This window comes from Streptomyces sp. NPDC004610, from assembly GCF_040609715.1.
Classification (GTDB): domain Bacteria; phylum Actinomycetota; class Actinomycetes; order Streptomycetales; family Streptomycetaceae; genus Streptomyces.
Window position 1 is genome coordinate 112,838 of the sequence record NZ_JBEXLA010000032.1, and the last position, 15,102, is coordinate 127,939.

7 protein-coding genes are annotated in these 15,102 nt (G+C 73.8%); 5 read left to right on the top strand and 2 right to left on the bottom strand.

The genetic code is table 11. The features are described from left to right. Positions 1-43: 43 nt before the first annotated feature. Both ABZX40_RS30445 and ABZX40_RS30450 read right to left on the bottom strand, forming a co-directional pair. Complete coding sequence (locus tag ABZX40_RS30445) at positions 44-7,000, bottom strand: SDR family NAD(P)-dependent oxidoreductase (RefSeq protein WP_355735544.1); 6,957 nt, start codon at positions 6,998-7,000, stop codon at positions 44-46. Positions 7,001-7,047: 47 nt separating this feature from the next. After that, positions 7,048-8,946 carry a fatty acyl-AMP ligase gene (locus ABZX40_RS30450; protein WP_355735541.1) on the bottom strand — a complete coding sequence of 633 codons (1,899 nt, stop codon included), beginning with the start codon at positions 8,944-8,946 and terminating at the stop codon, positions 7,048-7,050. 492 nt (positions 8,947-9,438) lie between these two features. Between ABZX40_RS30450 and ABZX40_RS30455 the strand changes: the two genes are divergently transcribed. The 5 genes from ABZX40_RS30455 to ABZX40_RS30475 all read left to right on the top strand — a co-directional run bounded on the left by ABZX40_RS30455 (position 9,439) and on the right by ABZX40_RS30475 (position 14,931). Further along, the gene (locus tag ABZX40_RS30455) at positions 9,439-10,665 is read left to right on the top strand and encodes a cytochrome P450 (RefSeq protein ID WP_355735538.1); all 1,227 of its coding nucleotides are present in this window, start codon (positions 9,439-9,441) and stop codon (positions 10,663-10,665) included. Positions 10,666-10,967: 302 nt separating this feature from the next. After that, positions 10,968-11,696: a methyltransferase domain-containing protein gene (locus ABZX40_RS30460; protein WP_355735536.1), complete on the top strand. Its 729-nt coding sequence runs from the start codon at positions 10,968-10,970 to the stop codon at positions 11,694-11,696. Positions 11,697-11,826: 130 nt separating this feature from the next. Further along, complete coding sequence (locus ABZX40_RS30465; RefSeq protein WP_355735534.1) at positions 11,827-11,967, top strand: hypothetical protein; 141 nt, start codon at positions 11,827-11,829, stop codon at positions 11,965-11,967. Positions 11,968-12,246: 279 nt separating this feature from the next. Then, the gene (locus ABZX40_RS30470; RefSeq protein ID WP_355735532.1) at positions 12,247-13,485 is read left to right on the top strand and encodes a YcaO-like family protein; all 1,239 of its coding nucleotides are present in this window, start codon (positions 12,247-12,249) and stop codon (positions 13,483-13,485) included. 84 nt (positions 13,486-13,569) lie between these two features. Continuing rightward, the gene (locus tag ABZX40_RS30475) at positions 13,570-14,931 is read left to right on the top strand and encodes a TfuA-like protein (RefSeq protein ID WP_355735529.1); all 1,362 of its coding nucleotides are present in this window, start codon (positions 13,570-13,572) and stop codon (positions 14,929-14,931) included. The last annotated feature ends 171 nt before the right edge of the window (positions 14,932-15,102 follow it).

Consider the following 15,102-nt stretch of genomic DNA (forward strand, 5'->3'; position numbering starts at 1 on the left):
GTCCTTCCGGGCCTCCTGCCCGGCGTCCTTCCCGGCGTCCTGTTCAGCGGACTCGGACCACGTACTTGCCGATGTTCGCGCGGTTGCGGAGCCGGGTGAGGGCCTCCGGGAGATCCTCGAAGGGGAGCACATCGGCCACCGCCGGGCACAGCACCTGAGCCTCCACCAGCGCGTCGAGCCGGTCCAGCAGCGGGCCCAGAACCGCGGGGTCGCGCGCCAGGGCACCGAGGTTCACCGTGGAGAACGAGCGGCTGGAGAGGAACAACTTGGCTGCGTCCAGAGGGAGTTCGAGGACTCCGGCGGCGCCGATCTCGATGAACCGGCCCCCGGGCCGCAGCAGGCCCAGGCCCCGGGACACCGCGTCGCCGGACAGCGAGTCCACGATCACGTCCAGGCCCCGCTCCGGGGCGACGTCCCGTACCGCGTCCGCGAAGTCCCGGGCGGTGTAGTCGATCGGGTGCCGTACCCCCAGGGCTCGCAGCCGGGTGAGCTTGGCCGGCGTGCTCGCCGTGCCGTACACGACGGCTCCGTGGTGCCGGGCCAGTTGCACGCACGCGGTGCCGGTCGCTCCGGCCGCCGCTTGGACGAGTACATGGTCGCCCTCGCGAAGATGTGCCTCCCGTTCCAGACAGGCGATGGCGGTCAGCCCGCTGATCAGCAGCGATGCCGCGTCCGTGAAGGGGAGACCGGCCGGGATCGGGCGCACCGTGAAGGACGGGGTCGTCACCCGGGCCGCGTAGCCGCCCCTCGGCGTGAGGGCGACGACCGCGTCACCGGGGCGTATGCCGGTGACCTCCGCGCCGACCTCGTGGACGACGCCCGCCACCTCATGGCCCGGGACGAACGACGTGCCGGAGCCGGACAGGAACGGATGCAGACCCGAGGACGCCAGCACATCGATGAAGTTGACCCCCACCGCGTGGACGTCGACGACCACCTCGCCGGGTCCGGGGGCCGGGACGGACACCTCCGTCAGGGTCAGCCCGGGTGCGGCGCCGCTGCCGGTGCCGGTGACCGTGTAGCCGGGAACGAGGCTGTGCGGGGGTGCGCCCGGCGTTGGCGGTGCCTCTGCGGGCGGGTGCCCGTCGTGGTCAGTGCCGTGGTCAGTGCCGTGGTCAATACCGTCGTCGGTGCCCCGCGCCGGACCGGTGTCCCCGGTACCCCCCGTGTGCTCGGTGTCGCCTGTCTCCTCGGCCAGTAGGCCGTCCAGGTGGTGGACCAGGTCGTCCAGCGTCTGATGGGTGAACATCAGGGTCGCCGGGAGGTCCAGGCCGAAGTGCCCCCCGATGGCCCGGGTGACGGCGACGGCGAGGAGCGAGTCGACACCGAGGCGGTCGAGTCGGGCCGTGCCGTCGATCGCGTCCACGGGAAGGCGCAGGGCGCGGGCCAGTTCCGCCCGGACGAAGGCGGCCGTCGAACCGCCGTCGCGGGCCGGGACGGCGGGGTGGAGGCCGCCGGGACGGGGGCCGCCGGGACGGGGCGTGCCGGGCGGCCGGTTGAACGCGGCGAGGAGTTCGTCCACGGCACCGTCCTCGACGTCCACGACCGCGAGCTGCCGGTGTGCGCCGCCGAGGAGGCGCAGGAAGGCTCGGACGCCGTCGTCCGGGAGGATCGGATGGATGCCGGAGGCCAGGAAGCGGCGCCGGTGGCTGTCGTCGGCGACCATGCCGACCTGGGCCCAGGGGCCCCAGTTCACCGTGCGGACCGGCGTGCGCCCGCCGGGGCCGGTGGTGGCGAGCGCGTCGAGGGCCGCGTTGGCGGCGGCGTAGCCGCCCTGGCCCGGGGTGACGAACAGCGCCGCCAGGGACGAGAACAGCACCACGAAGTCGAGGTCTTCCCCCGCGACGGTGTCGAGCAGGACGCGGGCGCCGGTCTCCTTGGGCCGCAGGACGGTCCGCAGATCCTCGGCGGTCGCCGACCGCAGCAGGGTGTCCTTGAGCACCCCCGCGGTGTGGATGACGCCGTGCAGCGTGCCGAAGTGCCGCAGGATCTCGTTCAGGGCCCGCCGCGTCGCCTCGGTGTCGGCGGCATCGGCTCGCAGGTGCAGCAGCCGTCCGCCCGCCGCTTCGACAGACTCGCGCAGCCCCTCGTCGGGCTCCGCCCGGCGCCCGGAGACCACGACCCGCGCCCCCGCCTCCCTGGCCAGCGCCACCGCGAGCGCGGCCCCGAGGCCGCCCTGCCCCCCGGTGATCCAGTAGACGCCACCGGGGCGCAGCCCGGTCATCGCGCCGGGGTCGGCGGACTCCGGCGCCAGCGGAGTCAGCGTCGGGACCAGGCGCTCACCGTGGCGGAAGCGGACACTGAACGACGTCGCCGTGCTCAGGGTGAGTTCGGCGGCCAGGTCCCTTGCCAGTTCATGGGTCGGGGCCGCGTCCGTGTCGGTCAGCAGGGCCCGGCCGGTCCACCGTCCGGTCTCCTCCGCCAGGGCCCGCAGGAGCGGGGGGAGTGCCGGGTCGGCGGTGACGACGGAGAGTTCGCGGCGTTCGGCGGGCAGTACGTCGGCGGCGGCCCGGACCAGCGACAGGAACGTCTCCCGCTCGGGCGCGACACACACCAGCCGGGTGGACGGGGGCCGGGACCGCAGGAGATCCGTGGCGTCCATCGCGTCGGGGTACGGTTGCGCGGCGCAGTCCGCACCCGTGTTCCGCAGTTCTTCGAGGAGCGGAGCACACCCCTCGGGATCGTCGGTGAGCAGCAGGAAGTCACCGGCCGGAGCGGGCTGCTGGGCGGGCCGGGGTCGCGGGGTGAGCCCGACGGCGAACCGGCGCAGGGAGTGCGGCTCCTCCCGCAGCCGTTTGAGGGCGGCCCCCGTGAACCGCGCCAGGACGCGGCCGTCCGGGTCGACGATCTGTACGTCGGCCTCGAAGCTGTCGGCGCCGGGAGGGGCGGCCTCGGTGTGCTCCGGTCCCGGACGCGGGGCCTCGCACAGGCGGACATGGGCGTACACGGGGCCGGTCCACTCCGCGAAGACCTCGACCCGCCGGTACGCGAAGCCGACGAAGGTGCCGGGGATGGGGGTGTCCAGGGTGAGCGCGCCGATCGTCTGCATCGCCCCGTCGGCCACATCAGCGGGCAGCGGGCGCCCGCGTGTCCCCGCCGAGGGCGCCCCGAGCCGCGCCAGGGCCTCCCCGTCACCCCGCCACAGGACGGTGACCGTGCGCAGGACGTCCCCGTACTCCAGCCCGGACGCCGCCAGTTGGCCGTACAGGACGGCGGGGTCCACCGCGTGCGGGCAGCGGGCGCGCAGTGCGGACAGGTCGGCGGGGGGCGGTGGCTGCGGCGACTCGGACCAGCCGGCCCGCAGATGCTCCTCCCACAGGCCGTCCGGCTCGTCGGCGGCCCGGCTCTCGACGCTCAGCACGGGCGGGCCGCCGGGCCGGGACCGGCGGGAGACCCGCACCAGGCGCGAGCGCCCGTCGGCGACGGCGAGCGGGGCGGTGACGAGGATGTCGTCCAGCCGGTGACGGAGGGCGGCCACGGGCCTGGCCCCAGCCCCGACGCCGACCCTGCCGGGACCGGTGTAGGTACCCGGATCGACGCCGGACCCGGGCCCGTTCGGCTTCTCCGGCCCGGTCAGCCCGCTCGGCGCGCCCGCCCCGCTCAGCGCGTCCGGCTCTGCCCTGCCCCTCCCCAAGGCGTGCAGCGCCGCGTCCAGCATCCAGGCCGCCGGTGCCGTGGCGCGACCGCGCACCCGGTGGTCCCGCAGGACCGGCAGCGACCCGGTGACGACCGTCTCCCCAGCCGCCGCACGTGAGAAGGCGGCGGCAGGCGTGCGCCGCTGCCAGGGATACGACGGCAGCCGGGGCCCGCCGCCCGCCCGCTCCCCCAGATACGTGCGCCACTCGATGGCGCACCCGGCCTCGAACAGCGTGCCCAGCGCCTCGTGGACGGCCCGCTCGTCGTCGCGCCGCATCGCGGGGACCGCGAGGACCCGCCGGTCGCCCGGCTCCGCCAGGCACTCCGTCACCGACGCCGACAGCAGAGGGTGCGGGCTCAGTTCCAGGAACACATGGCCGCCCGCCGGGCCGGTGGCCCGTACCGCGTCCGCGAACAGCACCGGCTCGCGCAGATTGCGCCACCAGTACCCGGCGTCCAGCCCGCCGGTGGCGAGGGGCCCTCCGGCGACGGACGAGTGGAACGGGACGTCCGTCTCGCGCGGCGACAGCCCGGCGAGATCGGCGAGCAGTTCCTCACGCAGGCCGTCCAGGACCGGCGAGTGCGAGGCGACATCCACCTCCACCCGCCGACAGAACACCCCCTCGGCGACCCGCGCCGCCAGGAACTCCGTGACCGCGTCCGTCCGTCCCGACACCACGGTGGTGCGCGGGCCGTTGTGCGCGGCGCAGGAGAGACGGCCCCCGAACGGTTCGAGCAGACGGCGCACCTCCTGCGCCGGGAGCGAGACGAGGGCCATGGCACCCTCACCCCGGTGACGTGACAGCAACGCGCTGCGACGGCAGACGACCCGTGCCGCGTCCTCCAGCCGCAGCGCCCCCGAGACATACGCGGCGGCGACCTCGCCCATGCTGTGCCCGAGCACCCCGGCGGGCCGCACCCCCCAGGACCGGAACACCGCCGCCAGTCCGGTCTGGAGCGCGAACAGCGCGGGCTGGACCACATCGACGGACTCCAGCGGCACTTCGCCCTCGCCCCTGAGGACCTCGCGCAGCGACCACGGCACATAGGGCGCGAATGCCTGTTCGCAGCGGCTGACCGCGAGATCGAAGGCCGGTTCCCGCTCCAGCAGCGCGCGGCCCATGCCCGTCCACTGCGCCCCCTGGCCGGGGAACACGAAGACGACGCCGGGTGCGGTCTCCGGCACGACCGGGGCCGGGGTGAGCGGTCCGCGCAGCCGGGCGAGCAGTTCGTCCTTGACGCCGAAGGCGAACGCGGCGCGCACGCGGCGGCTGCGTACGCCGGTTCCGCCGCGCAGCAGCGCCGTCGCCGCGAGGCCGGGGCCGAGGTCGTCGTCGGAGTGGGCCTCGGCCCAGTCGGCCCAGTCGGCGGCCTGTGCGCGCAGGGCGTCCTCGGTGGCGGCGGACAGGGTCAGCAGCCGCACCGGGCGGTTCGGTGGGGTCGGGGCCAGGGCCGGGGCCGGGGCTGGCTCTGCGGCCTCGGCGCCCGGGGCCGCCGCACGCCCGCCGGGCCGCTCCAACCCGCCTAATCCCACCGGTACTTCAGGCCGCTCCGGCACATCAGGCCGCCCCGGCACTTCGGGCGCGGCCGTGAGCACCACATGCGCGTTCGTGCCCCCGAAGCCGAACGAACTCACCCCGGCGACCAGGCCGTCGCCACCCGCCACCAAGCCGTCCCCGTCCGCCATCAAGCCATCGCCACCCGCCACCAAGCCGCCCCCGTCCGCCACCAAGCCACCGCCACCCGCCACCAAGCCGCCCCCGTCCGCCACCAAGCCACCACCACCCGCCCCCAAGCCGCCCCCGTCCGCCACCAAGCCACCACCACCCGCCACCAACCCATCCCCACCCGGCGGCACCAGCCCCGCCCCCGCCCCCGTCCACGGCGTCAGCGCGGTCTGCACCCGCAGCCCCAGCCCAGGGAAGTCGATGTCCGGGCTGGGCCGCTCGCAGTGCAGGCTCGGCGGCAGCGCCCGGTGTTCGAGGCTCAGCGCGACCTTGATCAGGCCCGCCACCCCGGCCGCCGCCTCCAGATGCCCGAGGTTCGACTTGACCGACCCGATGGCGCACGGTCGGCCGGGGTCGCGGTCCGCGCCGAGCACCTCGCCGAGGGCCAGCGCCTCGATGCGGTCGCCGACGGCCGTCCCGGTGCCGTGCGTCTCGACGTACCCGACCCGCCGGGGCTCGATCCCGGCCCGTAGCAGCGCCCGCCGTACGACCTCCTCCTGCGCGCCGCGGCCGGGGGCCAGGAGGCCGTTCGTACGGCCGTTGGAGGTGACCGCGGTGCCGCGGATCACGGCGGAGATCCGGTCGCCGTCCCGCACCGCGTCCCGCAGCGGCTTCAGGACGACCACGCCCGCGCCCTCACTGCGCACATAGCCGTCGGCGCGGTCGGAGAACGGCTTGCAGCGGCCGTCGGGCGCCATCACACCGGAGGCGTCGAACGCCTCGGTGATCACCGGCGACAGGATCACGTTCACCCCGCCCACCACCGCCATGGTGCACTCGCCCCGCCGCAGCGCCTCGCACGCCAGGTGCACGGCGACCAGGGAGGAGGAACAGGCCGTGTCCACGGCCAGGCTGGGGCCGCGCAGATCCAGCAGATAGGAGAGCCGGTTGGCGGCCACGCTGGAGGCCGAACCGAGCAAGGTGTACGCGTCCGGGGCGGGTGTGGCGGCCTGTGCCTCCCGGTGGTCGGAACTGGAGATGCCGATGAACACCCCGGTGGCCGAGCCCGCGAGCGTGTCGGGGGCGACACCCGCGTCCTCCAGCGCTTCCCAGGCGACCTCCAGCACCAGCATCTGCTGCGGGTCCAGCGCGGCGGCCTCGTGCGCACCGATGCCGAAGAAGTCGGCGTCGAGAGCGCCGACACCGGTGAGGAACCCGCCGAGCCGGGCGCGGGCCGTACCGCCGTCCCCGCGCCGGTCGTGGTGGGTGAACCGGTCGTCGGGGACCGTGCCGATGGCGTCGCGCCCGTCGGCGAGCAGTTCCCAGAAGGCGTCCGGGCCGTCGGCGCCGGGGAACCGGCAGCCGAGTCCGACGACCGCGACGGGATCGGACCCCGTCGGGTCGGACGGCACGGCGCCGCCCGCGGTGCGCGCGGCCGGGTCGGCGGCGGTGGTGCGGGGGTGGGCGCGGTCCTGGAGGTGGCCGACGATCTCCCGCAGCGTCGGATGCTCGTAGGCCAGGGTCGGCGGGACCGCCCGGCCCAGCAGCACACTCAGTTCACCGGCCAGCGCGATGGCATCGGCCGATGTCAGCCCGTAGGAGATGAGCGGTTCGTGCAGTGAGATCTCGCCCGCCGGGCGGCCGGCGAGTTCGGCGACCCGGCGGCGCAGCCAGGATTCGAGCGCGGTGTCCGTCATGCGTTCCCCCTGTCGGAAGGCCACCGCCGGTGCGGCGGCCCGCTGCGTCAATCGGCCTGACCGCCGGGCGAGGTGACACGTGCTCTCGCCTCGCCGCGCTGGAGCTTTCCGCTCGATGTCTTGGGCAGCGACCCCGGGGCCAGCACCACGACCTCCCGCGCCCAGATCAGATGCTCGCGCATCACCGCGCGACGCACCGCGTCCACCACCGCGGCGGCGAGGGCGGGGTCCCGCCCGTACCCGGCCGCCCCCCGGACCTCGACGGCGACGACGACGGCCTCATGAGGATCGTCCTGCCCACCGCCCTCCGCCCCGGACGCGTCCGGCTCCTCCCCCGGCCCCTTCCCCTCCTCCCGTATGCCGAAGGCGGCCACGCAGCCCGGACGGACCGCCGGGTGGGCGGTCTCGGCGGTGCGCTCGATGTCCTGCGGATAGTGGTTGCGCCCGCCCAGGATGATGACGTCCTTGATGCGCCCGGTCACGAACAGTTCGCCGTCGTCGGCGCTGTGGAAGCCGAGATCACCGGTCCGCAGATACGTTCCCGCACGGCCGTCCACCGTCGCGCCGAAGGTCTCCTCGCTCAGGGCCGGGCGCTGCCAGTAGCCCGCCGCCACACTGGCGCCCGCGATCCAGATCTCGCCCACCCGGCCCGGCGGGCACGGGCGCCGCCGCTCCGGGTCCACGATCAGCACCTCCAGGTGCCTGCTGACACCGCATCCCACCAGGAGACGCCCTGCCGGGTCACCCGCCTCGACGGCCCGCGCGGTGCCATGCTCCAGCGCGGCGCCGTCGAAGGCGCGCACCACCGGGGACCGGCCGGTGGCCTGCCCGCTCACCAGCAGCGTCGCCTCGGCGAGCCCGTACACGGGGACCAGCGCCTCGGGCCGGAAACCGTACGGTCCGAACGCCTCGCGGAACCGGCGCAGCGCCCCCTCGTGGACCGGCTCGCCCCCGTCGGCGACCGCCGCCAGCGCCGACAGGTCCAGCCCCGCGCGCTCCTCCTCGGGGATCTTGCGCACACACAGGTCGAACGCGAAGTGGGGAGCGGCAGAGGCGGTTCCGCGATACCGGGACAGCGCCCGCAGCCAGCGCACCGGCCGCTGAAGGAACGCCACCGGGGACATCAGCACCGACCGCGCGCCCACCACGGCGGGCAGCACGATCATCGAGATGAGCCCCATGTCGTGATACGGCGGCAGCCAGCCCACGATCACCGGCGGGCCGTCCGCGCACAGCAGGGAACGGTCGATCGCCTTGGCGTTGTGGAGCAGATTGGCATGGGTGACGACCACGCCCTTCGGCGCACCGGTCGAACCCGAGGTGTACTGGAGGAACGCCACCGAGCCGGGTTCCAGTCCGGGCCGCGACCAGCCCGCCGCCTCGCGGTCGGTGCCGGTGACGGTGTCGACCGCCAGCCAGGCCGCATCCTGGACCTCGGGCACGCCCTCCATCGCGGTCCGTACGAAGCCGAGGAGACCGGAGGTGGTGAGCACGGCCTCGGGCCGGCAGTCCTCCGCGACACCCGCGAGCCGCAGGGCTCCGTTCGTACGCTGTCCGGGCAGCGGCAGATAGGTCGGCACCGCGATGACGCCCGCGTACAGACAGCCGAAGAACGCGACGACGAAGTCCTCCCCCGGCATCAGCAGGAGCAGCGCGCGTGAGCCGGGTCCGACGTGGGCGCGGAGCCGGACGGCGAGGGCGCGGGCCCGGTTGTCCAGCCGGGCGTAGGTGAGGGCGCTTTCGGTTCCCGTTCCGGCGGTTCCCTGTGTGTCGAATTCCTCCGACAGAAAGGTGAACACCTCGTGATCGGGGCAACGGGCCGCCTGCGCCCGGACGGCGTCCACCACATTCGTGACGCCGCCGAAACCCCCGGGTAATGACCGCTTCTCCGGGTCTCCGGGTAATGGCCGCTTCTCCGGGCCGGGGATGCGTAATTCGTCAGCCATTCGTCACCTCACGGAAGAGCGGGGGAGCCAATGACAATGACCAGGCGAAGGAAGGAGCGTCGCCGTGACGGAGAGCGTCGCAGCCACTACGGGAGGGTGTCCAGAACCGCATGGCGGAGAAGGGGATTCCCTTCACTTTGGGGCGAGACAGGCGGCCGAAACGAACATCATGGCATCGGGAGAGGGCCGGAATGCGACCGCGCGCCATTCCAGACCGGCCATTCGGTTCGGGGCGCGCGCACCGGATCCACGATTGACACCCACTCACCCATTCACGCACTCACCCCCTCACGCATGAGTCCGCGTCGGGCATCTGCATCAAAGGGCAACCGGGAGGGCGGTTCGGGCAGCGGGCCGGCACAGACTCTGTGTGGTGTGTGTCACCACGCTGTGTACTGGCCCGATGGTGAGTCCGGGCAGCGAGTCCGGCCCTCCGGAGGGCCGGAGCCTGCCCGCTCCAGCCCATTCAGACGAACCGTCCGGAGGCCCGCCGTGACCACTACCGACCGCGTCGTCATCGACCCCATCGGTGCCGACATCCCCGCTGAGGCCGCCCGCCTGCGCGCTCTCGGGCCCCTCGTCCCCGTGGAACTGCCCGGGGGTGTCCCGGCCTGGGCGCCCACCGGCTACGACACACTCAGATCACTCGTCCTCGACCCGAGGGTCAGTAAGGACGCCCGGCTGCACTGGAACCTCTGGCCGCAGTTCGCCGACCACCCCGCCTGGGGCTGGATACTGCCCTGGTCCGCCATGGACAACATGCTCGCGACCTACGGCTCCCAGCATGCGCGGCTGCGCCGCCTGGCCGCCCCGAGCTTCACCAGCCGGCGCACCGACGCGCTGCGTCCGCATGTCGAGGCGGCCGTCACCGAACTGCTGGACTCCCTGGCGGCCCGCGACGACGACGGGCCGGTCAACCTCATCGAGACCCTCGCCTATCCGCTGCCCATGCGACTGATCTGCCAACTGGTCGGCGTGCCAGCTGAGTTGATGGACGCGACGCGGCGGCTGATGACCGCGACGCTGAACCCCGCGCCCACTCCGGAGCACACGGCGTTCCTGCACGAACAGATCGTCGCCGTGCCGACGGCCCTGGTCGAGTACCGGGCCGAGCACCCCGGCGACGACCTCACCACCGAACTCCTCAGGGCACAGGACGAGGAAGGACGCTCCCTCACTCCCGAGGAGTTGATGTACACCCTGATGCTGGTCGTCGGCGCGGGCTTCGAGACGACGGCGAACCTGATCGGCAACGCCGTCGTGGCCCTGCTACGTGACCCGGCCCAACTCGCCGCCGTCCGCGCGGGCGAGATCGGCTGGGACGCGGTGATCGAGGAGACCCTGCGCGTCCATCCGCCGATCGCCCTGCTGCCCCTGCGGTTCGCCGTGACGGACCTGGAGGTCGAGGGCGTCACCATCCCGGCCGGGGACGCCATCATCACCACCTACGGCGCGGCGGGCTGGGACCCGGACCGGTACGGGGCCGACGCCGGGGTGTTCGACGCGACCCGGGGCCAGGACGACCATCTCGCGTTCGGCGTCGGCGTCCACCGCTGCGTCGGCGCTCCGCTGGCCCGGATGGAGGCGCGGACCGTCCTTCCCGCCCTCTTCGACCGCTTCCCGGAGATGCGGCTCGCCACCGGGGCGGAACGACTCAAGCAGACGGCGTCGTTCATCGCGCTCGGCTGGCAGGAGGTCCCGATACACCTGCGCGGCTGACACGGCCCGCACCGCCCGCACCCACGTCCGCCGAGACCGGCGGGTGCCCGAAGAAGCGCCCACGAGGGGGGAGTCGCACCGACCCGGGCGCGCGCCGCCGGTTGGTGACCCACGGCCGAAAAAGAAGCCCGGTCTCACCCAATTCACAGGCAACTCCCAGGAATTTCCCACATTCCAGGTGAAAACGCAGCCGCTTCTCTTAAGGGGATTCTTATACGCCCATCCGTACGGTTCTTTTCAGCCGTTCGCCAGGCAGGAATTGGTGGGGCGTAACCGTTCTCGTCCGAGGAGTGATGCGAATCATGCAGTTACTGGATGAGTGCCTGACACAAGGAGACGCGGGCGCCGATCTGGTTCTTGAGATCCGGCACAGTGAACTCCCGCCCAGCCCTCAGCCGCTGCGCTGGTGGCTGCGGGACCCCGACGCCCGGCCGCCCGTCGATCTACGGGCGCTGGACTGGGTCCCCGAGGGCGCCCGGGTGCTGGACGTGGGCTGCTGCACCGGGCGTGAGCTGGAGCTGCTGGCCCGGCGCGGGGTGCGCGGACACGGCATCGACGTACTGCCGGCCGCTGTCGCGCTCGCGGCGGAGAACGGAGTCCCGTGCAGTCTCGACGATGTGCACTCCTTCCGCCCCCGGGAGCCGTTCGACGTGGTGACGCTGCTGGGCGGGAACGGCGGGATCATGGGGACGCTGGACGCCCTCGAAGACGGGCTGCGGCGGCTGGCGGGGTGGCTGGCACCCGGCGGCTTCATCCTGTTCTCCAGTTTCGACCGACGCAGACTGCCGACCGTGCTGCACGACATCTCCGCCTATCCGCCGCATGAGTCCCGCTCCCCCGGAGAACTCCTCATGAGGCTGCGTCTGGACGACCGCACCGGCGACTGGTTCCCGTGGCTGATGGTCACCACCGAGGAGCTGGCGAGGGGCTGCGAGAACACCGGTCTGGTGATGGAGAGGACCACGTTCTGGTCCGGGTCACCCATCTACTCCACGGTGATCAGACCCGCCCGCTCCCGCACCGCCCGCTGAGAACCCGGCCCACCGAAGCGCGACCCGGCGTCCTCGCCGGTCGCGGGCCACAGAGCGTCCACCGTCCGCCTTGTCCCGTACAGGCGGCCACGGTGGCGAACCCTGCACCAACACACCGAAGGAGAACGACATGACTCACACCCTGACCCTGCCCTCGCCCACCGAGCTGGACGAGATGTTCAGGGACGCCGACGTCCGGGAGCCGCTGGCGTTCCAGCCCGTCTACACCACCGAGGACATCAACGAGGACGACGAGCTCGGCGAGGTCTGAGCCGTCACCCGCACCACCCCGTCCGGGCCGCGAAAGGCCCGGACTGGCTCCACCCCGGGGCGGTCCCGGCGCACAGGGCCGGTCACTCACCTGCCGGAACACGGCAGGCTCCATCCCGGGGCGGTCCCGGCGCACACGGCAGGTCACTCACCTACCGGAACACGGCCAGCTCCATCCCCGGGCGGTTCCGACGCTTACGCCCGGACACTCACCTACCGGGACACCACCGCCCCCCACCTCTCCATGCCCCACGACACGGACGGAGTGTGAGAAGACGCCATGCCCGCACAGGCGCTGCCCGCACCGGCCCACCAGCCCGGCCCGTCCGGCACCGGCACCGGCACCGGCACCAGCACCAGCACCAGCACCAGCACCAGCACCAGCACCAGCACCAGCAAGGTCGTCTCGGCCGGTACCCACCGGGTGCGGCCCGCCGAGGAGACCTGGGAGTGGATCCGTCCGCTGCTGCCCGCGTGCGGTGTCACCCGGGTCGCGGACGTCACCTGGCTGGACGAGATCGGGATACCGGTCTTCCAGGCGGTCCGGCCCAACGCCCACTCCCTGTCCGTCTCCCAGGGCAAGGGCATCACGCCGATGCTGGCCCGGGTGTCAGCGGCCATGGAGGCGGTCGAGCTGTGGCACGCCGAGCACCCCGCGGTGCCGGTCACGGCGGCGACCGTCGAGGACATCACGGACCACCTCGGCTACCGCCTCGACACCCTCCCCATGACGCCCCGTCACTTCACGGGCCCGGACTGCCGCTTCGACTGGTACCCCGCCGCCCGCGTCGACGGCTCCGGCCTGTCGTACGTACCCGTCCCCCTGCTGTATCTCGACACCTGTGTCACCGGCCGGTGGACGCCCGCCGCGTTCCGGGCCACCAGCAACGGGCTGGCCAGCGGCAACGTCCTGGAGGAAGCGCTGCTGCACGGTATGTACGAGGTGGTCGAGCGCGATGCCACCGCCCGCGCCCGGCGCTACGGCACGGCCCGGCCGGTCGATCTGCCGTCCGTGGACGACCCCTCCGCCCGCCCGCTCCTGGAGCGGCTGTGGGGCGCGGGGGTGGAGGTCGCGGTGCGGTTCCTTCCCAGCCCTTTCGGGGTGCCGACCTTCGACACCGTGATCACGAGTTCGCTGTTCCCGTTCCCCTTCGGAGGGATCGGCACGCACCTGGACGCGGGCGTGGCCCTGTGCCGGGCGCTCACCGAGGCCGCGCAGTCCCGGGCGACGGCCATCGCGGGCGCGCGCGACGACATCGGGCGGTCGCTGTACCGGGAGGCGGGTCTCTTCTCGGTCAACCGCGCCCCGGCCGCGCCCGCGGCGGACTCGGCCATGGACTTCACATCCGTCGCCTCGGCCGCGCTGCCGGACGTGCGCGACGAGACGGCCCATATGGCGGGGCGGATCGAGTCAGTGACGGGTAGTCCGCCGCTCTACGTCGATCTGACCCGCCCCGAACTGGGCGTTCCCGTCGCCCATGTGGTCTGTCCGGGCGCGCTGCTCGACACCGCCCACTGAGCGGGACGCCGGTGCCGGGCCCGACCATCAGCATCCGAGCGAGAAACGAGGGGTGAGTCACCCATGCCGAGGACGTACTGTTTCGTGGGTCCCAGTGTCCCCGATGCCGCCGGGCTGACCGCCGGTTCCGGTATCCGGCTCATGCCGCCGGTCGCCGCCGGGGACCTCCTGCGGCTCGACGCCCGCGCGGGCGACACGGTGGGCATCGTCGACGGGTACTTCCACCAGACGGGCTCGGTGCGGCACAAGGAGATCCTGGCGCTGCTCGGCTCCGGGGTGAGGGTGCTGGGAGCGGCGAGCATGGGCGCGCTGCGGGCGGCGGAGCTGGACCGCTTCGGGATGCTCGGCGTCGGCGGCGTCTACGCCGACTACCGCGACGGACGGCTGGAGGCCGACGACGAGGTGACTCTCCTGCACAGTCCCGGGGCCGACGGCTACCGGGCGCTCTCGGAGCCCCTGGTGTGCGTACGGGCGACCCTCGCCGCAGCCGTCCGGGACGGGGTGTGCGACGCCCCGACGGCGGACCGGCTGGTCGGTGTCCTGGCCCGCTGGCCCTTCGGACGGCGCTCCTACGGCGCCCTTCCCGAGGCGGGAGCCGAGGCCGGGCTCGACCCATCGGTGGCCGGGGCGCTCCAGCGGTACTGCGCCGCCCACCGCCGGGACCCCAAGCGCGAGGACGCGCTGCTCCTGATCGACCATCTGCGCACCGGCGGCCCGTCGGACGGCCGGAACCCCCGGCAACCACCTGGGCGGGTGCACCGGACGGCCCATCTGTACGCCTGGCAGCTCGCCGCGCGGGCCGCCTCCCCCGAGAGTCCGCTCGCGCTGCTGCGTGCCTGCCGGTTGTTCGCGGACGACTATCCGCAGCGGCACCGGGAGTTGGTGCTGCGGGCCCTGGCCGCCCATTGCGACCGGGAGTGCGGGCAGGAGGCGCGGGGTGGGTCGGACGCGGAGCGGGCGCTGCGGCACGGGGCGCACCATGGGCTGTACCGGCTGCCCGCGGACCCCGGACGGCTGGGTTTCCTGCCGTTGTGGCTGACCGCCGCCGAGGCCACGCTGCCCGTGACGGAACAGCTTCTCACCGCGCTGGTCCGCTCCTGCCGCCACACCCTGCGGCTGCCCTGGGACGAGGACGCCCTCGCGCTGCTCGAAGTGCCGTCCGTGCGTGACGTGGCGCTGCGGTTCGTCCGGCTGGCCCGGGAGGTCAACGACCGTGCCCTGTCCGGCCGTCGGGACAAGGGTGTCGACGCCCTCCCCCGTCGTCTCATCCTGGACCTGCTCGCGCAGCGCTGGCGGACCCCGCACGACGACCTGGAACTGGCCGCCCTGGACCGGGGCTTCCCCTCCCTCGACAGCGCCGTGACCGCGACCCGGCCCTTCTATCTCCTCGCCCGGTACAACGAGGGCCTCGCACGGCTGCCGACGACCGGCGCGGCGCGGGTGTAGCCCGGCACACCGGCCGGGACACCGCCGTCGCCGAGCGCGGCGGTGTGCCCCGCCCCCCCCGCCCCAGCGGGGTGGGGCGGCCCGGGCCCGGCCTGGCGGGCGTGCCGGGGGCCCCCCCCCGCCCCCCCCCCCGCCCCCCCCCGCGCGCCCCCCGACTGCCGCGCGGCGCCC